The sequence below is a fragment of the Streptococcus sp. 27098_8_99 genome, assembly GCF_041431935.1.
Lineage (GTDB): Bacteria > Bacillota > Bacilli > Lactobacillales > Streptococcaceae > Streptococcus > Streptococcus parasanguinis_D.
Genome location: NZ_JAPVYQ010000002.1, coordinates 21062 through 39140 on the forward strand (window position 1 = coordinate 21062; position 18079 = coordinate 39140).

The window sequence follows — 18079 nt, forward strand, 5'->3', positions numbered from 1 at the left end:
GTTCCCTTTCAAATCATTCACAGTCTATTCAATTATACCATTTTCTAGGCTTTTTGCCTAATCCAAACAGAAAAGCGACCCTCCAGGGTCGCTTCAAATTTCTCTTATTTCACTTCTTGTTTGTAAAACTCTTTCAAGGCATCTTTCCAAGTTGGAATAACGAATCCTGTAGCCTTAGCCTTAGACAAGCTCATTGTAGAGTTCAGTGGGCGTTTCGCTTTAGCTGGGAATTGGCTAGAATCCACTGGCTTCACTTCAACATCCGTATCTTTGAGGATTTCAACTGCAAAGTCATACCAAGTTGTATCTTCTTCAGCATCATTTGACAAGTGGTAATAACCATATTCCTTACGGTTTTCAGCCAAATAAGTCATAAACTCTGCAAGGGTACGGGTCCAGGTTGGACGACCATGTTGGTCATTAACGACCGTCAAAGTCTTATGAGTCTTGGCAAGGTTTTGCATTGTGAAGACAAAGTTCTTACCGTAGTTCCCGAAGACCCAAGCTGTACGGATGATATAGAAATTGGAAACATGTTTTTCAACCAATTCTTCCCCCATACGTTTGGTACGACCGTACTCTGTTTGAGGATCTGGTTGATCGTCTACTTCCCATTCTTGTCCCACTGGTTTTTTCCCATCAAAAACGTAGTCTGTTGAGATATAAACTAAGGTTGCACCATGTTTTTCAGACGCTTTTGCTACATTTTCTGTACCAGTCACGTTGATGGCATAGTCCAACTCTTTTCCTTCATCTTCTGCAGCATCAACAGCTGTGTAGGCAGCACAGTGATATACCAAGGTTGGTTTTACTTCCGCAAATACCTCGTCTACTTTCTCTGCATTTGTGATGTCCATCTCAGCCACATCAACAGCCACATATTCTTCATTTCGTTCATCCAACAAATGGCGAAGTTCTGTTCCAAGTTGACCATTTGCACCTGTAATTAAAATCATGTTAAATTCCTTTCAAATGCTTTTTCCCTATCATTATAGCAAAAAAAGCAGAAGTTTTCTGCTTTTTAAGATGAGAATTGCTCCTTATTTTTTGAATACTTCTGCTTAAAAATAAAGAATACCAGTATCCAAGAGATCCATTCTATCATGAAACCAAGATTCTGTATAAATGTCTTGTGATAAGAAACTTTGACATGGCCAGAATTTCGAATAGATAAATAAATTTTTCCGTTATTTAAAACCTTTTCTGAGACAGTTGGTTTCCGATCTTTTTTATTTTCTTTTAATTCTGATTCGGTAAAAGCACGCTGTTTCAACACAGGTTGAGAACCTTCTGCACCCTTAGAATATTCTGCGCGATATCCTTTGTACCATATCATTGGTATAGAAATAGTTGTTTCCTTTTTATCATCAGGAACCTCTATATCGAATTCTAAAAGATTGTATCTCTTTTTAATAGTTGATATTTTTACATCCTTAGCTGTTTGAAATTCTGTAAATTGTGGTAAGCGTATATCTTGGTTATTGATATCAAGATTATAATATTCATCACCTACAGGATCAATATATTTGGATTTGTCACCTTTATATACTGATTTAAGTAATTTTTCATTCTTTTTATTATCCTCACGCATCTGTTTATAGTTTTTTGAAGAGCTATCAAATTGAGGGACCACATGATTGAAATAGAAAGTTAAACTCAAGAGGCATAAGACAATAGAGAAAAATCCATTTCTATTTGTAACAGCAAGAAAGAATAGGAACAAGAGGGGAATGAAAAACAATAGGCGCCCTGAATACTGCATACTCCCTAAAAAAGTGTATTTCAATACGGAATTCCAAGGCAGAAGACTCGTTGCAGAGAAATATAAGATCCAACAAGTCCAAAATATGGTTTTACTTAAACTCCCTAGACGGCGATAAAATAAGATCACCATCATACTCGCATAGAATAGACCATCTCGTACGAATTGATGAATCGGCCACTCTAATGGTGTGAAAGGTTTATAAAAACCATATCGATCTGCTTGAAATGGAAAAGGCACTAAAAAAGTATCTTTCACATTGACAGGAAAATTTCTCGCTGTCCATGTGAAGAAAAATTTTTGTGATGAAACCTGTTCCAGATATTGAAAAATGTATCCTGCCGACAAACATAAGGCAAACAAGATAGAAAATACAAAAGAGAAAATCTTTTCCAGTGTAATCCTTTTATAATTTAAACATAAAAATACCGCAGAAAAAATTGCTAATATGATCGTTGATAAAATATGGGTTTGAATTAAAAGTGCTACCACAATCCCTAAATAGAGAGGGTTCTTTTTGTTTAAGTAGAGCACTCGATAAATAGAATAAATAAGAATTGGGACAAGTGGCACTACCATGGTCATTCCAAAACCAAATAAGGTGTAATAACAAGGAATGGTCAAGGCCACTACTATACCAGTCAGCTTATTTTTTACTATTTTTGAAACAACAATATAACTTGCTAGGCTTGTACCAAGAGTGATCAAAAATGCAAATATAGAATAAGCAAGATTTCCATCGTTGGTCATCATATAAACGATGGCTGACGGATAAAACTGCCAATTTCCATAAAACATAGGAGAAGCATATCCCGTACCGAATGCAAATAAAAAATTCAGATTGGGGAGTAAATCCCAATGCTCAATGGACTCTGCTAAGCCAACAATGCGGGATAAATGAAAGACATAGTCATATGAGCGGCTTTGAAAATTGATCAGATTGAAAGATACAAATGTAAAAATGAGCGCATAGGAAGTTAGTAATAGGTAGACCAACTTATTGCTGATTTGGTTGAAAACATCTATAAGCCGGTCAATATGACTGCGTATCCCTTTTACCATATCCAACTGATTAATTTTATCGAGGAGCCGATCCACTCCTTCGTAAAATCTGTCTATCTTTTGCTTAGCAGCAAGACTCATACTTAGGATATTCTTCATTCTTCACTTTTCTCTTTAATCACATAGATTGGACGTTTCTTGGTTTCCATGAAGATCTTGCCAATATATTTCCCTAAAATCCCAATGGTTAGCAATTGGAACCCTCCTAGGAAAAGAATCACTGTCATAAGGGATGGCCACCCTGAAGTAGGATCCCCAAAGACCAAGGTGCGGATTACAATCAAAATCATCATGATAAAAGCCAAAATCCAAGATAACAGTCCACCAATAAAGGCAATGTTTAATGGGGCATCCGAGAAATTGACAATCCCTTCAATCGAGTACTTAAAGAGGGACCAAAAATTCCAAGACGTCTCTCCTGCCACGCGCTCTACATTTTTATATTCGAGGTATTCTGTCTCAAATCCTACCCAAGCAAAAATCCCTTTTGAGAAACGATTGTACTCCGATAACTCCATGATAGCATCCACCATGGGACGCCGCATCAAACGGAAATCCCGCGCCCCGTCAACCATTTCCACTTGGCTAATATGATTGATCAATTTATAAAACATCCGCGCAAAGAAAGAGCGGATCGGCGGTTCCCCATCACGGGTTACGCGTCTCGTTCCGACACAGTCTAAATCCGGCTGTTCCTCCAACTTCTGCTTCATTTCGATCAATAATTCCGGAGGATCCTGCAGATCCACATCCATGACCGTCACATATTCACCACTAGCACGCTCAAGTCCAGCATACAGCGCCGCCTCTTTCCCGAAATTTCGAGAAAAAGAAAGGTAGTGCACATTTGAATCTGTAACATGTAGCTTTCGAAGAACGGATAGCGTACCATCTGAAGAGCCATCATTTATAAAAATATATTCAAACTTTTCTCCCATCTTCATCCGAACACGTTCCATCTCTCGATAAAACAATGGAATGGATTCTTCTTCGTTAAAACATGGGACTACAACTGATATGGTCATCTCTTACTCCTTGAATTATTCACTTTCTATTGTAACAAAAAACTAGGGTTTCCCCTAGTAATAACTTATTTTAGCCTTTTAATTAAACTGCAGCATATAAAACAGAGATGGTTTGTAGTAATGTTAGAGATAAAATAATGAGACTGCTTTGTACTACAAAATGATCAGAGAACTTTTGTTCATCTGGAACTCTTTGCTTAAATAAACTACAAATAACTGGTAGACAAAGAGCAACAACACCCAAATAATATCGGCCTTGAACTCCTAAAACTTCAAAATTTCCAACTGGTGTCCAGGTCAGATACAAGGTCAAAGAAATTAAACCAACAATTGCAAGAGAAACCAAACTTGCTCCTACTACTGATACTTTAGGAAGTTTGATTTTCCCAATATTTGAAAAAGTAATCAAAGTATAAAGAGCATAAATTGGAATAAGGACTTCTGACATCGACAAATCTAACCAACCAAAGGTGTAGAGTTGATTCAAATGACTGACTGATAATAGCATCTCCTTCAAAATCACTGGAAGATACCAATGAGGTTTCGAAATGATACTAATCACCTGAGACTTCACATCCGCTCCATCTAGTTTAAAGTTCTCAATTCGAACTTGCTGGGTAAGAACATACCAAAAAATCGTAAAGACAAAGACTGCAGCAATCAAAGCAAGAGAAATGAGATAGTAGTTTTTACATTGCGTTTTCTTTTTCGGTATAAATAGCAATAATCCTACAAGCAAGACATAAGGAAGCTTCATTGTTACAAGGATCACGCAAAGGAAAGCATAAAGCAATAAATCCTTAATTTTAACCACTTTTTCATCATCCGTTACATAGTTCAAAAATAATCCAATAATGATGTAGGTTAAACCTAAGGCTACACTATCTTGATTATAAGAAGCAGCTAGAACCAGATTCATTGGAAACATCGCTACCATTGTCATCAACTGCTTAGCTTTCCCACTTAATTTAATGGCAATGAGAGCTAAAATACAGTAAGCAATGACATTAAAAATTCGACCAAGATAATAGGAGACTCCTACACTCAAGTTCAAAAATTTTCCAATCCCAAATCCAAGAGCCTGAGGGATATAACCAATAAACCAATATGAGTTGGTTGCCCTGTAATCCGTTTCTTTCCCAAACTTCACTTGTTTGGTCGTCTGCCCTTCTTCAAATAAAGAAGATTTGGTAAATGGTTTTTTGAAATTCTTATAAACATCAAAGTAATCTTCCGTAATATGGATGTTTTTATTTCCCATATTGACGTTGCCTTCCACAATATGAATGGTTCTTGAAAGGTGAACTTGTTCATCTGGCGTATTCAAAACGGGTGTAATGAAAGCAAAGGACAGACCACCAATGAGCATCGCAAGGAAGGTTCCAACATTCTTCTTCGGTAAAAGAAAAATGAAAAAAGCCAATACAACAAATAACGCTACACCGATTTTAGGAAAATCTACTAAGCGCTTTGTATAAATCACTGTAATACAAAAGGCCAAAACTGCGAAAGCTACTAAATACTTTTTATTTCGCTCATAACTATCAACAAAATATCTCATCAGTTTCTCCTACTTATTCGAATTTTGACTCTTCACATATTGTCTCATCAGCAACTTGGCAATCCATTTGGGCCAGAAGAGCTCATACATGTATAGATCTTCCTTACTACGCGTATTGTCTGCAATGGTTTTTGATGTTTCAGACCCTCCATGAATACGGTGGCACATGAGTTTGTCAGATACATAAGCAAAACGACCTTTATACTCGCTGATCTTATACCATGCGTACCAATCCAAACTCACTCTCATCCCTTCATCAAAATAGAAATTCTTCAAATTTTCACGATTATAGGTGACAGCTGGACAACAAATCGGATTCCCAAAAGCCATCACACGGTTTCGCCAAAAGTGACTAGCAGGAAAAAGATTCATGGTTTTTAACATCAAGGTTTTGATCTTCAGATTTGTATTCGCAGGAATTTTATGGCCATCTTTTTCTTCAAAATAATCAGAATACCCAATCAACACATCTTGATTTTTTTCCATCTTAGCCAAAACTTTCTCAGCATAGTCCGGCTCATAATAATCATCCTGATGGGCGATGGTAGCATACTTCGTCTCTGCAAAAGACATGGCATTGTTCCAATCCTTACCAATCCCACCACCTTGCTTGGTGTAAAATGGAATAGCATAACGCTGACAAAGTTCCTTGATCGAATCCAGTGGTGTTGAACTGTAACAGATAATCTGTGATTGGAGAGTTTGATTCTTCAAGGATTGAATACAAGCTTCCAAGTATTCGCTCTCACCATAAGCACAAATCACCCACGTATGTTGTTGATTAATGAGCATAGTCCTTCCTTTCTATTTTTCTTGCAATAAAATAAGCAAGTAAACTTCCACTAAAATAAACAGACATCACGATGAAAAAGCTTAAAGACGCACCTAGAAGTCCCATTTTTTGTACCAAATCATTATTTGTCAATTTGGAAGCTATAAACATGAATAAATACACAGGCAATAGATACGTTTGTTTTCGAATAACCGTCATGATATCCCCAAAAACAATCCCAATAGAATACAGAATTCCAGAAAAAACAAGGATGGCTAGGGTAGTACTATGCTGGTTTAAAGGTAAACCAAAAACAAGACTTAATATCGGCGTCCCGATCAAATAAGCTAGCACAGTTAATACCAAGCCGACACCCAAAACAATGACAAACATCTTCGCAATGATGGCATCAAATTTTTTCAATTCTTTATTCTTCCATAAGATCGCTAATTGCGTTGTTAAGGGTCTAAGAATTAAAATAAAGAGACTCATAAAAAACACAGGCATAAACAAAATATTAAAGTCCCGTTGTGTCCCTGCAATAAAGTGTCCCAGTCTAATTTCAGAGTCAATCGCGATTCTAGGCTCATTGAAAATATAAGCTAGTAAAAATCCACTAATGAAGAGAGGAATACAATTCTTTAAAATAGTGATCGCATCAAATAGGTCTCTTTTGAGATTTTTTACTGAGAAATCAATTGTTTCAAATTCTTTTGATTTTACATAATCATAACAAAATACAAAGATAAAGTTTAAAACAACTAAGTAAAGCAATGATTGTGTTAATGACTTTGTAATAAGCAAAAATGCCAACAAAAGAATCGTGCTGAAAGAATACCGAATGGTCATTGATTTGCCAGCGATATCTAATCGTTCGTGACGTTGAAACAATCCTTGGAAAAGATCTGAAATTGCCTCACACATACGAAATAGAACGTACAAGCCAATAATCGCAATTTTTGAACTCTCATGTAGATCAATTCCTGAAACAAAAAGGTAAGGAAAAAAGATCGCCATCATGAGTAGGAGAGAGAGACATCTGGCAATACTGTAACTGGTAAAGGAGTGTCTAAAGAGAACATCTGTCCCTTGGTAGCTTCGAACTTGAAACATGCCTACTACTACTAGAATCGCAGCAATCCCATAGGCAAGACTAAAAGAATCTGCTTCCATTGGCGAGGTCATGCGTGTAACGATCAATGTAAATAGTACAGATGATCCAGCAAATGCCAAATTCCCTAACAGATTCCAAAAATACACCTTCTCCGTTGAAACAGGTTGATTATTCTTCATGCTCTTTTACCTGTAATGCAATCTTCTGAGACAATTGTCGAATTTGAACGGATTGTTTTGAGGTAATCCGAGTTAAAGAGAAGTTTAAATAGACAAGTAAACAGAATCCTAAGAAAAAGATTAGATTGCTTGGAACTTGAATTCCTAACATTTTTGATACCTGTCCAATCAAATTAGGAAACCAAATGACTGGCAACGAGACGATACAAAGAATAAGCCAAGAGATGACATTTCTCATTTCAACAAGCTTCTTTGCAACTAGGCGTAGAATATAAAGCATAAAAACAATTACAATAATGGTCAACCAAATATTTAGCATTTTATTTCTTATATCCTCCACCAATTCTAGCCAATAACATTGCCATAGTCACTTTAATCATATAGTAAACAGATTTGCTTAATGTGATAGATGATTCCCCGTGCTCTCGCTCGTTCATTAATACAGGTACTTCTGCTACGGAATAGCCTGAGGTTAAGAGGGACACAATCGTCTCTGGTTCTGGATAATCACTTGGATATTGTTTAGCAAATTCTTCTATCACTTTTCGATCTGCTACCCGCAATCCTGATGTTGGATCTGTTACCTTTTGACCAGTTAAAATCTTAATTAATTTTTCAAAAAATGAAATTCCAATCCGTCGCGCGAAGGAGGATTGGAAACCTTGATTTTCAATGAAACGAGAGCCAATCACCATGTTCACATTTTTCTCTTGAAGGACTTGAAGCATCTTTCTGATAAATTCAGGATTATGCTGACCATCCCCATCCACTTGAACAGCATATTGATAGCCATTTTTAACTGCATATTGATAACCAGTTTGGACAGCACCACCAATACCTAAATTAATCGGTAAATCGATAACATTAAAGTTATTATTGCGACAAATTTCAAGTGTATGATCTGTAGAACAATCATTGATAATGACATAATCAAATTCAGGTGTATGTTCTTCAATCATCTTGATTGTTTTTTCAATATTTCCACTCTCATTATAAGCAGGAATAATGATCAATAATTCTGAATTTCTCAATCCTATTGTTTTCCCTTCTAAGCATATCACTTCATTATACAATAATCAGTGCATATTTTCTACTTTATACTGTCCCCTCCCCCTTTTCATGGTATAATAGAGTGAATTGATTACGGGAGGACATCTTATGCTAAGGCTTGGAATTATTGGAACGAGTTGGATTTCACAGGAATTTATAAATGCTGCTCACCAAACGGGTCACTATCACTTGCAGGCTGTGTATTCGAGAAAAATGAAGACGGCTCAAGATTTTTGTGAGGCTTATGGGGTGATCTCTTGCTACACAGACTTGGTCGATTTCTTAGACAGTGAACTGGACGTGGTCTACATTGCCAGCCCTAATTCTCTTCACTTCGCTCAGGCCAAGCTTGCTATTTTAGCAAAGAAGCATGTCATCATTGAAAAACCGGCTGTGACGAAGCCTTCTGAATGGAAGGAACTGGTGAAGCTTGCTAAGGAGCACCAGGTCTATCTCTTTGAAGCTGCTAGAAATTACCAAGAAACAGCCTTTCAAGTGGTTAAAGACTTCCTCTCTAATCAGGAAATACTCGGCGCTAACTTTACCTTTGCCAAATATTCTTCCAAGTTGCCTGCTCTTCTAGCAGGTGAGATACCCAATATTTTCTCAGATGTCTATGCAGGTGGGGCCTTGATGGATCTGGGTGTCTACTGCCTCTACCTGGCCATCGGCTTCTTTGGAGCTCCAATCTCCAGTCACTACACCGCTCAGCAATTACCCAATTTGGTTGATCTCTATGGTCAGGGTGTTTTGATCTATCCAGAGTTTCAGCTTGCCATTCAGGCGGGGAAAAATATCACCAGCCATCTACCTGCTGAAATCTATACTAAGACTGGAACATTAACTCTAAATGCTGTAGCAGCTATCAACCAGGCCCAATTTGTCAGCCATTCTGGTGAAGTCATCGATCTTCCTCTCACGCCTTGTAGTCATGTCATGCAAGAAGAGGCGGAAGCCTTTGCCCATGCCATGTCTGGTCACAAGGAGGCTGCTTATCTCGAATGGTTACAAACGGCTGCGCAGGTCCATGAAACCCTCTACCAGATGCGTCAAAGTGCTGGAATACAATTTAAGGATGAAAAAGAATGAAAGAACAATTTCCACAAAGCTGGAAAGATCAGCTAGAAACACTCGGATTTGATACATTCACTGAAATTCAAGAACAAATCTTCACCCCTATCTATGAAGGAGAAAATGTCCTTGGGATCAGTCCTACCGGTACTGGTAAGACACTTGCCTACCTCTTTCCAAGCTTGCTCAAACTCAAACCGAAGAAAGCCCAACAACTCTTGATTCTAGCTCCTAATACAGAGTTAGCAGGACAAATTTTTGATGTCACCAAGCAATGGGCAGAGCCTCTTGGGCTCCAGACCCAACTCTTCCTGTCAGGATCCAGTCAAAAACGGCAAATCGAACGCCTCAAAAAAGGACCCGAAATCCTGGTTGGGACGCCTGGTCGGATCTTTGAACTGATCAAGCTGAAAAAGATCAAAATGATGAATGTGGAAACCATCATTTTAGATGAATTTGACCAACTACTGAGTGATTCTCAGTACCACTTCGTCGACAAGATCAGCCACTATGCTCCCCGCGACCACCAACATATCTACATGAGCGCCACAGCCAAGGTCGATCCAGATCAGCTAGAAGAAAATACCCTTCGCATTACGGTTGATGGAGTTTCTTTGGACAATATTCAACATTTTTATATGCAAGTGGATCGGCGTGACAAGGTCGAATTGCTCCGCAAACTCGCCTACGTCGAAGATTTTCGTGGTCTGGCTTTTTTCAACAGCCTATCTGATCTAGGTAGTGCGGAAGAAAAACTACAATACCGGGGTGTTGAGGCCGTGTCACTCGCCAGCGATGTCAATGTCAAATACCGCAAGGTCATTTTGGAACGCTTCAAAGACCATCAGCTAACCCTCTTACTGGCCACCGATTTGGTCGCTCGTGGAATCGATATTGAACATCTTGAATGTGTGATTAACTACGATATCCCCCGTGATGTGGAGACCTATACCCACCGTGCTGGTCGAACAGGTCGAATGGGGCGTGATGGCTATGTGATCACCTTTATCACCCAGCCAGAAGAACTCAAATCCTTGAAAAAATACGCTTCTGTCCGTGAACTTGTTTTAAAAAATTCCGAACTATTTTTAAATGAATAAGAAAATCCTCTGCTAGTAAATTTACTGCAGAGGATTTTTTAGTTAATTTCCATTGTAATAAATGCGATGACTTTCAAGTTGATAATCCAACAATTCATCTACCGTTACAAAGGTATAGCCTTGTGATTTAAGGTAGTCAAGGACGGTCGGAAGAGCATCAATCGTGGTTTGATGGATATCATGCATGAGGATAATCGAACCCGGTTTGACTTCTTTTTTCACTTCATTGAGAATAGCCGTCGTATTATGAGTTTTCCAATCCAGGCTATCCACATCCCACATGATGAAAGACTGGTCTACACTGTATTGGATGGCGTTATTGATGGCTCCATACGGAGGGCGCGTGATCTTAGTTTGAACGCCTGTCGCTTTTTGAATAGCTTCTTGAGTATCCAAGATCTCTTTTTTAGCATTATCCAAGCTCAATTTTGGCAATTGAGGGTGATCCCAGGTATGGTTCCCGATTTGATGACCTTCTTTGCGGACTTGCTTAGCAATATCAGGATTCGCACTGACATTTTTTCCGACCATAAAGAAGGTAGCTTTTGCATTGTATTTCTTCAAGATAGCCAGTGCCTGAGGAGTCGTCGTTGGATCCGGTCCATCATCAAAGGTCAAGGCAATCATCTTACGATGGCGTTCTTCAATATAGGATTGGTAAGAAGCTAGATCATCAGGAAGCAAGCGCTCTGTATCAATCACGTCATAGAATTTAGATAAGGGAACAGTAAAGGTATCGTCGCCTTTAACCTTGCTTGGAAATGGAATGGTGAAATTCCCTTTTTCATATTGGAATTCCCATTGGCTCAAGTCCAACTCTGAGAAGTGGGCAACCATTTGATCAATGCTTTCCTCATCTAGCTGACGAAAGGATAGATTCCCTCGTAATTCCTCCAAAAAGATCTGCTTGGCTCCATCTGGATCCGCAAAAACCTGGCTGAGGGTCAGAGGGTTACTCTCATCATCCAAGTAAAAGAGGGGCAACTTCACCGTCTCATCTTTAATGAATTTTCCTTTTTTGTACTGGTATTCAGCCCGTTTGATTTGGATTGGGTGATAGCCAACAAAAGGCGCTTCTGCTTCTTCACTATGGTAGAAGGTCAGATGCTTAGGCTCTTTGGTTTTTTCATCGGTTCCTAGACGCTGAAGGTCTTCTTGGATCTTCTCTTTAATAATCTCAACAGGCTGTCCATCCTTAGTAGGATAAAAAGCGGTCACATAAGAAGTTCCTAAAATTCCTTCCTGAACCTGGGCATCTTTTCCTTTTTCAGAGCTTTTCTCTAATTGGGTGACCTTGGCAAACTGATCCTGATAGGCTTTTTGTTCACGAAGCCTTTGAATCTTTTGATACCCGATATACAAAAGACTCAGAAAAAGGAGATTTATAATGATTAATAAAATAGTTTTCGTGTGTTTGAATCTCATAACTTTATTATAGCAAATTTCTCTCGAAAAAACATTCCTTTTTTGTAAATGGTTTCATAAAAAAGAGAGAGTGGGACAGAAATCGGTAATTCGTTAGAATTCGATTTCGTCGTCCCACCTCCGCACAGTTGAGTAGGGCTGTAAAAGCTGATGCAATCAGCGTAGTAGAGCCCACTCAACCACTGCGTCTTGCTCGACAATCCAAAAATAATTGAGAGGCTAGGACTTTTGTCCCAGCCCCCTTATTTTTAGTCCCTCTTATTTTTCGCGAATGACTTCTACCTTATAACCATCTGGATCTACAACAAAATAGTAATTCGGCTGTGTTCCTGGAAGACCTTTTGGTTCTGTCACTTCATAGCCTTTAGCCTTGTGTTCAGCATTCAAACCTTCTAGATCAGGAGTACTCAATGCGACGTGAGCATAGCCGTCTCCGATCACATAGGGACCATGATCGTAATTGTAAGTCAATTCTAACTCATAGTCATCTCCAGGCAGGCCTAAGTACACGATAGTAAACTTGTAGTCTGGGAAATCTTTCCGACGTTTTTCTTCAAAACCAAATGCATCTTGGTAAAAAGCGATTGATTTTTCTAAGTTTTCCACACGAAGGCAAGTGTGCAACATTTTTGAACTCATAGGTTTTCCTCTTTTCTTTTTTTAAAAAATTATCAACGATTTTTTTTACGACTTTCCGTCTTAATGGATAATTTCACTTCAAAGATGGTCCCTTTTGGTTTATTATCTTTGACTTGGATGGTTCCTTTGAAGGCTTCTACGATCTGCTTAGCGAGGGATAATCCCAAACCAAATCCACCTTTTTGACGGGTTCTGGCCTTGTCCACGCGGTAAAAACGATCAAATATCCGTTTCTTATCCTCATCTCGAATCCCTGGACCATTATCCAGCACCCTCAAAAGTAGATTTTTGTCCTTCAATTGAACTTCAAACTGGATCTCGCCATCTTCATCGGTATATTTCAAGGCATTATCATAGAGAATGGTCATCAATTGCTTGAGGAGCGTTCTATCAGAACAAATGACTTTGTCCACCTGATTGTCTCCTCGGAAGATTTTGTCATTTTCTTCCGCAATGATCTCAAAATTCGAGAAGGTCTGATCGAAAAAGCTTGGTTCGATGTCTTCCATCTCTGGCTTCAAGCCATCATCTCTTCGGGCGATATTGAGAAGGTTGGTGGTCAAGAGCTTCATATTTCGAACTTCATCTAAGCTAGATGCAATGCTCTCGCTCGATTCCATAATGGTCGCTTCAGGCTTTCTAAAAAGCGTTTCGAGGCGATTTTGTAAGACTGCTAGAGGCGTCCGCAACTCATGAGAAGCATTTTCTACAAAAGACTTTTGCTTTTGCATACTCTCAAGCAGCGGCTTAACGCTGAGACGGGCAAGGAAGAGACTCGCAAACAAGGAGATTCCCCAGAAGCAAATCATGACAAGAGCGATCTGGCTTTCATGTTCCTCACTGGTCTGCTCTAGCTGACTAATATTGGTCATGATGACCGCATACTTGATATTACTTTCATCTTCATCATCAGATAGACTCAACTCTGCCATATAGGCCCGATAACTTTCTTTTTTCCCATAGCTATTGGTAATTTGAAGCTGAGAAACCTTATTGAGAAGTTTTCGGCCAAACGTCACTGTTTTAAAGTTTAGAAACCCGTTACCAGTTGTCAAGTTTTCGTATTTTTTATTGAGCAAAACAACAGTGGTATTCGATGTGACATCTCCTTTAGGTTCTGATTTGTCATGGTCAGGTAACATCATCCCATGATCGTTATCATCATCTTTATTAGTTGATTGTCGCTGATCTCGATAAGCAATAGCTACAAGTGAGTATGGATCCTGACTGAGAGTCCTGAGGTTCTCATCGACGGTTGTATAGAGACTCGAGCGCATGACCTGAATAATAATTAAGGTCATGGCTGAGAATATCAAGGTGAAGAGACCAAAATATCGGATGAAGTAAGAAAAGTCATCTTCTCCGACTGTTTTCTTAATCCTTGTTAGCATCTTTTAAGATATACCCCACACTGCGTAATGTTTGCAAGCTCTCAACAAAATCAGTACCTTTTAATTTCTTACGAATTTTTGAAACATAGACTTCAACCACTGAGATAGTTGTGTCACTGTCAAAGCCCCAGAGACGATCGAAGATCTGTGTTTTTGGAAGGATGACATTTTGGTTTTGAAGGAAGTAGACCAAGAGATCAAATTCCTTCCCAAGAAGTTCTACTTCCTTATCGTCCACGTAAGTCGAATTGGTAGATAAGTTGACCTTCAAATTGCCATAATTGAGGGTGTTTTCATTGACCTTACCTGACCGCTTCAAGAGAGCTTGAATCCGCATCTTAAGCTCTTCAAGATAGAAAGGCTTGGTCAGATAATCGTCTGCACCTAGCTCAAAGCCGTGCCCTTTGTCATCCAGACTTTCTTTAGCTGTCATGATCAAAACAGGGGTTGTCACGCCTTTTTCACGCAATTCTTTCAAAACATGGAATCCGTCTTTTTCAGGAAGCATGAGGTCCAGCAGAATCAAATCATAGATCCCGCTTTCTGCTTCGTAAAGACCTTCTTCTCCGTCAAAGACCTGCATAACGTCCGCAAAATCATCTAAAAAATCAAATACTGAATTTGATAAACCAAGGTCATCTTCGACCAATAGAATTTTAATCATCGTCGTATCCTCTTCTCTTTCCTGAGTGAGTCTTTCTAATCTATTCTTAATCATTATAACACGACTTGCCTTCATTTCCTATAGTTTAGAACCTGGTTTGATGATCAAATTCAGTCTATCTGAGGAAGGCTTATTCTATGAGTTTGTCGTGTTTTCTTTGTTATTTTGACTATCACTCGTCTTGTTTTTATTTTTTGAATTCTTCTTATTGGACTTCTTAGAAGAACCGTGGTTTTCATCTTGTCCGCCAGATTGGTTCATGCCATTTTCTGGACCATTTCCTTGAGGGCCACCATTGCCTTCCTGTGGCATTTGACCAGGTCCACCTCCTTGCGGACCACCTTGAGGACCACCGCCTTGAGGACCGCCGTCCTGTGGGCCACCATTTTGCTGGTTTCCTTGTGAAGCATGGCCATTTTGACCATTTTGTTGCTGATTGGTTTCTTGGTTTTGACCCGTTTGGACCGGTTGAGAAAATTGTTGGTTATTAGAAGATTGTGAGGCGATAACACCGACCCCAAAGCCACTTCCAGCACCGACCAACAATCCACCAACTGCTGCCATACCGATCCACCACTTAGGGCTTCGTTTGAGGACAACCATTTTTTCTTTGGATTCTTGCGTTTCGACTACTTGTTTTGTTTCTTTTTGATTCATCTTTTTACCTTTTATCTTTTTTACAAGTACTTGTCTTTTAAATTTTAAAGGGAGCTCGATCCTTTAAGTAAGGCGATTATACTTTAGAAGTCTTAAACAGGCCTAAATTTTTACTTAAAACAACCTAAAACGACTGGGACTATTGACAGGATGAAACCGATATTGTAGAATAGTTACCATAAAACAAAATAGAGGTTAACTGTTATGAAGAAAATCTTTCCTTTAGTGCTCATCTCCATTGGAGTAGCTATGATCTCCGTCCTATCTCAATTTACCCTTCCATTTGGTCCAATTCCTTTAACCCTGCAAACGCTCATGATCGGGATTATCGGGACCATCTATAAACCCAGTCATGCTTTTGTCACAGTCTGCCTCTACCTACTTCTTGGTTTCTTAGGTTTCCCAGTATTGGCAGGTGGTGCTAGCGGTGCTTCGCATTTCCTTGGTCCTACTGCTGGTTTCCTCCTCTTCTTCCCATTCCGAGCGTGGATCACGTCTCTATTTACAAATGCTAAATCCAGCGTGCTGACCATTTTCCTTGCTAATTTGTTCAGTAGTGCTCTCCTCTTTGTAGCTGGAGCTATCGGCTTTATGCTGGTCACGCATACCGATATCCAAAAAGCATTTGCTTTGGTCGTTGCTCCCTTTATCCTTGCCGACCTCATCAAACTGATTATCATCACGATCACCAGCAAAGCTATTTTTGCCAGCCTCAAACACCACTGGTATTTCAAATAAGATACAAAGGGTACGAATATACTAAAATAAGCAACATCTGGACACAGTTGTTGCTTTTTGTTGTAGGAATATCTCTTCAATTGAACTACTTTTAAATGGATTACTGTTTCGTAGAAGAACCTTCTATCTACCCTCCTTCCTTTATTTTTCCTTATAAAGAACTCTCAAGATCAGTAACTGTGTTAGCAAAATCCAAATAATCAGAATAGTGAAGTCAAACAATGAGATGCGGTCATGGCCATAGACACTAGCTCGTAGAAGGTTGACAGAAGGGACAAAAGGAAAAATATGGTAGAGATGGTTTATCCAATCTGGAAGACGACTTGCTGGGTACATAATTGGCGAAAACATCAAACCGACCATAAGAATTAACTGAGACATCAACGTGACAATATTGGGAGAAAAAGTATAAGCAATGGCAAATCCAAGACTGATCATTGTAAGACAGATCAGAAATAGGATGAAAACAGCCAGAACAGATATATTTAGGCGGACAGAAAAACGAAAATAGCCCAGTATAACAGAAATGAACACTCCAGGTAAAATAGCAATCATCCACATCCAAAGATCTGCTAAGGAAATAAGAATTCGAGGTATTGGAAGGGCTCGTACATAGTCTACATGTCCTTCTGACTTCGCATTTGCTATAACAGGTGATGAGATCGTACAGCCAATAGAAATAATTCCTATCAGAACTGAACCAGAAGAGAGATAGTAGGTAGCTGTCGTATCAATCTCACCTATCACTAGTGGATAACCAAAAAGAAGTGAAATGGATAACAGAACCTGAGCTAGCGTAAAGAGTAAAAATAGATCTTTTTGACGAAGATAGTTCCAACGAAGTAAGTAAAAAAATTGAGTCATATCAGTTTGTCAACTCCTCTCTATAAAGATCTGAAATGGATATGTTTTTCTGAGTAAGTGACAGATTAAAAATATTCTGTCTATCCAATTCCTGTGTGAATTTTGGTAGCAGTCTCGTTAACTCCTTCTCTTCTATTTCAATCTGGCAGATCGAACCATTGATAATGGTGTAATCTTGAAATAGAGCTAAGCTATCTTTATTCCTAAACTCAAAAGATATTTGATACTGTTTTTGATAGGTTATTTGCTGAACTGGTCCTGATTTGATTAACTTCCCATGGTTAAATAAGGCATAGTTGTCAGCGTATTTTTCAACTTCTAAGAGATTATGCGTCACGATAATAATGGTATGACCTTTATGCGCTAGCTTCTGTAATAATTGCCATTGTTTTTCACGACGTATTGGATCAACATCGTTCGTCGGCTCATCAAGAAGAATGATGGTCGGAGACCCGATTAAAGCCATTGCAAAAGAGGTCAGACGCTTTAAACCACCTGAAAGGTCCTTTCCTTGTTTTTCCCGATACTCCTTAATTTCCAACTCGGTTAAGAGCTGATCCATTTCTTTTTGCAAATCCAAGGTGTTTAACCCTCTCATTCTTCCAAGCATTTCTAAGTTTTGTTCCACCGTCAATTTCTCAAGTGGGGCATACTGTTGAGACATATAGCTCATCATTGAGCGAGCTTGTTTACGATTTTGAACAAAAGAAATATCTCCATAGCAAACGTCTCCTTGATCAGGTTTGGTAAAACCAATCATTTGATTTAAGAGGGTGGACTTACCAGCGCCATTGTGTCCTAAAAAAGCTGTAATTTTAGCAGCTTCTATTTCTAAGGAAATATGATTATTAGCAAAATGTTGCTTATCGAATGATTTTGTCAAATCTCTAATAGTCAGTGTCGCAAATGTCTTCATCTCATCACTCAAGACTGAGAAGATTTTCCCAGCTTCCTTCATTTTTGATAAGATTATTGTATAATAAACATATGACTTTCCAAGGTTTA

General features: G+C 38.8%; 18 protein-coding genes. 3 read left to right on the top strand and 15 right to left on the bottom strand.

The features are described from left to right. Window positions 1-104: 104 nt before the first annotated feature. The 8 genes from rfbD to O3605_RS01515 all read right to left on the bottom strand — a co-directional run bounded on the left by rfbD (window position 105) and on the right by O3605_RS01515 (window position 8506). Window positions 105-956 (bottom strand): dTDP-4-dehydrorhamnose reductase, encoded by an 852-nt coding sequence (rfbD, locus tag O3605_RS01480; protein ID WP_371585125.1) that lies wholly within the window; start codon window positions 954-956, stop codon window positions 105-107. Between the two features lie 65 nt (window positions 957-1021). Beyond that, a complete protein-coding gene (locus tag O3605_RS01485) occupies window positions 1022-2923 on the bottom strand; it encodes a putative glycosyltransferase family protein (protein ID WP_371585126.1) in 1902 nt (633 codons plus the stop codon). Then, window positions 2920-3849 carry a glycosyltransferase family 2 protein gene (locus tag O3605_RS01490; RefSeq protein WP_371585127.1) on the bottom strand — a complete coding sequence of 310 codons (930 nt, stop codon included), beginning with the start codon at window positions 3847-3849 and terminating at the stop codon, window positions 2920-2922. The genes O3605_RS01485 and O3605_RS01490 overlap by 4 nt, the downstream gene beginning before the upstream one ends. Window positions 3850-3931: 82 nt before the next feature. After that, the gene (locus O3605_RS01495; RefSeq protein ID WP_371585128.1) at window positions 3932-5410 is read right to left on the bottom strand and encodes a DUF2142 domain-containing protein; all 1479 of its coding nucleotides are present in this window, start codon (window positions 5408-5410) and stop codon (window positions 3932-3934) included. A gap of 9 nt (window positions 5411-5419) precedes the next feature. Next, window positions 5420-6196 (bottom strand): glycosyltransferase family 2 protein, encoded by a 777-nt coding sequence (locus O3605_RS01500; protein ID WP_371585179.1) that lies wholly within the window; start codon window positions 6194-6196, stop codon window positions 5420-5422. Further along, on the bottom strand, window positions 6192-7475 hold the full coding sequence (locus O3605_RS01505) for a lipopolysaccharide biosynthesis protein (RefSeq protein WP_049490918.1): 1284 nt from the start codon (window positions 7473-7475) through the stop codon (window positions 6192-6194). Before O3605_RS01505 ends, O3605_RS01500 begins: the two co-directional genes overlap by 5 nt. Beyond that, complete coding sequence (locus O3605_RS01510) at window positions 7465-7794, bottom strand: DUF2304 domain-containing protein (protein WP_070673901.1); 330 nt, start codon at window positions 7792-7794, stop codon at window positions 7465-7467. The genes O3605_RS01505 and O3605_RS01510 overlap by 11 nt, the downstream gene beginning before the upstream one ends. Before the next feature lies 1 nt (window position 7795). Beyond that, window positions 7796-8506, bottom strand: a complete 711-nt coding sequence (locus tag O3605_RS01515) for a glycosyltransferase family 2 protein (protein ID WP_049490916.1) — start codon at window positions 8504-8506, stop codon at window positions 7796-7798. 127 nt (window positions 8507-8633) lie between these two features. Between O3605_RS01515 and O3605_RS01520 the strand changes: the two genes are divergently transcribed. Together O3605_RS01520 and O3605_RS01525 are read left to right on the top strand one after the other, a co-directional pair. Further along, window positions 8634-9614 carry a Gfo/Idh/MocA family protein gene (locus O3605_RS01520; RefSeq protein ID WP_371585129.1) on the top strand — a complete coding sequence of 327 codons (981 nt, stop codon included), beginning with the start codon at window positions 8634-8636 and terminating at the stop codon, window positions 9612-9614. Then, window positions 9611-10696: a DEAD/DEAH box helicase gene (locus O3605_RS01525; RefSeq protein WP_371585130.1), complete on the top strand. Its 1086-nt coding sequence runs from the start codon at window positions 9611-9613 to the stop codon at window positions 10694-10696. The genes O3605_RS01520 and O3605_RS01525 overlap by 4 nt, the downstream gene beginning before the upstream one ends. Window positions 10697-10738: 42 nt before the next feature. On the opposite strand, the gene O3605_RS01530 is transcribed toward O3605_RS01525, so the two are convergent. The 5 genes from O3605_RS01530 to O3605_RS01550 all read right to left on the bottom strand — a co-directional run bounded on the left by O3605_RS01530 (window position 10739) and on the right by O3605_RS01550 (window position 15472). Then, entirely contained in the window at window positions 10739-12121 is a 1383-nt protein-coding gene (locus O3605_RS01530) for a polysaccharide deacetylase family protein (protein ID WP_070666109.1), read from the bottom strand. Between the two features lie 258 nt (window positions 12122-12379). Continuing rightward, window positions 12380-12760, bottom strand: coding sequence for a lactoylglutathione lyase (gene gloA / locus O3605_RS01535; protein WP_023917784.1), 381 nt, complete (start codon window positions 12758-12760; stop codon window positions 12380-12382). Between the two features lie 32 nt (window positions 12761-12792). Then, the gene (locus O3605_RS01540) at window positions 12793-14151 is read right to left on the bottom strand and encodes a sensor histidine kinase (protein WP_371585131.1); all 1359 of its coding nucleotides are present in this window, start codon (window positions 14149-14151) and stop codon (window positions 12793-12795) included. After that, a complete protein-coding gene (locus O3605_RS01545) occupies window positions 14135-14815 on the bottom strand; it encodes a response regulator transcription factor (RefSeq protein WP_003003305.1) in 681 nt (226 codons plus the stop codon). The genes O3605_RS01540 and O3605_RS01545 overlap by 17 nt, the downstream gene beginning before the upstream one ends. A gap of 135 nt (window positions 14816-14950) precedes the next feature. After that, window positions 14951-15472 (bottom strand): hypothetical protein, encoded by a 522-nt coding sequence (locus tag O3605_RS01550; protein ID WP_371585132.1) that lies wholly within the window; start codon window positions 15470-15472, stop codon window positions 14951-14953. A gap of 204 nt (window positions 15473-15676) precedes the next feature. Between O3605_RS01550 and O3605_RS01555 the strand changes: the two genes are divergently transcribed. Then, entirely contained in the window at window positions 15677-16210 is a 534-nt protein-coding gene (locus tag O3605_RS01555; protein WP_070666117.1) for a biotin transporter BioY, read from the top strand. A gap of 141 nt (window positions 16211-16351) precedes the next feature. On the opposite strand, the gene O3605_RS01560 is transcribed toward O3605_RS01555, so the two are convergent. Then, window positions 16352-17074, bottom strand: coding sequence for an ABC transporter permease (locus O3605_RS01560; protein WP_371585133.1), 723 nt, complete (start codon window positions 17072-17074; stop codon window positions 16352-16354). Between the two features lies 1 nt (window position 17075). After that, the gene (locus O3605_RS01565) at window positions 17076-18032 is read right to left on the bottom strand and encodes an ABC transporter ATP-binding protein (RefSeq protein WP_371585180.1); all 957 of its coding nucleotides are present in this window, start codon (window positions 18030-18032) and stop codon (window positions 17076-17078) included. Between the last annotated feature and the right edge of the window lie 47 nt (window positions 18033-18079).

Coding starts and splice junctions, on each gene's coding strand:
- rfbD (WP_371585125.1), bottom strand. CDS start 956: ATGATTTTAATTACAGGTGCAAATGGTCAACTTGGAACAGAACTTCGC.
- O3605_RS01485 (WP_371585126.1), bottom strand. CDS start 2,923: ATGAAGAATATCCTAAGTATGAGTCTTGCTGCTAAGCAAAAGATAGAC.
- O3605_RS01490 (WP_371585127.1), bottom strand. CDS start 3,849: ATGACCATATCAGTTGTAGTCCCATGTTTTAACGAAGAAGAATCCATT.
- O3605_RS01495 (WP_371585128.1), bottom strand. CDS start 5,410: ATGAGATATTTTGTTGATAGTTATGAGCGAAATAAAAAGTATTTAGTA.
- O3605_RS01505 (WP_049490918.1), bottom strand. CDS start 7,475: ATGAAGAATAATCAACCTGTTTCAACGGAGAAGGTGTATTTTTGGAAT.
- O3605_RS01510 (WP_070673901.1), bottom strand. CDS start 7,794: ATGCTAAATATTTGGTTGACCATTATTGTAATTGTTTTTATGCTTTAT.
- O3605_RS01520 (WP_371585129.1), top strand. CDS start 8,634: ATGCTAAGGCTTGGAATTATTGGAACGAGTTGGATTTCACAGGAATTT.
- O3605_RS01525 (WP_371585130.1), top strand. CDS start 9,611: ATGAAAGAACAATTTCCACAAAGCTGGAAAGATCAGCTAGAAACACTC.
- O3605_RS01530 (WP_070666109.1), bottom strand. CDS start 12,121: ATGAGATTCAAACACACGAAAACTATTTTATTAATCATTATAAATCTC.
- gloA (WP_023917784.1), bottom strand. CDS start 12,760: ATGAGTTCAAAAATGTTGCACACTTGCCTTCGTGTGGAAAACTTAGAA.
- O3605_RS01540 (WP_371585131.1), bottom strand. CDS start 14,151: ATGCTAACAAGGATTAAGAAAACAGTCGGAGAAGATGACTTTTCTTAC.
- O3605_RS01545 (WP_003003305.1), bottom strand. CDS start 14,815: ATGATTAAAATTCTATTGGTCGAAGATGACCTTGGTTTATCAAATTCA.
- O3605_RS01550 (WP_371585132.1), bottom strand. CDS start 15,472: ATGAATCAAAAAGAAACAAAACAAGTAGTCGAAACGCAAGAATCCAAA.
- O3605_RS01555 (WP_070666117.1), top strand. CDS start 15,677: ATGAAGAAAATCTTTCCTTTAGTGCTCATCTCCATTGGAGTAGCTATG.
- O3605_RS01560 (WP_371585133.1), bottom strand. CDS start 17,074: ATGACTCAATTTTTTTACTTACTTCGTTGGAACTATCTTCGTCAAAAA.
- O3605_RS01565 (WP_371585180.1), bottom strand. CDS start 18,032: ATGAAGGAAGCTGGGAAAATCTTCTCAGTCTTGAGTGATGAGATGAAG.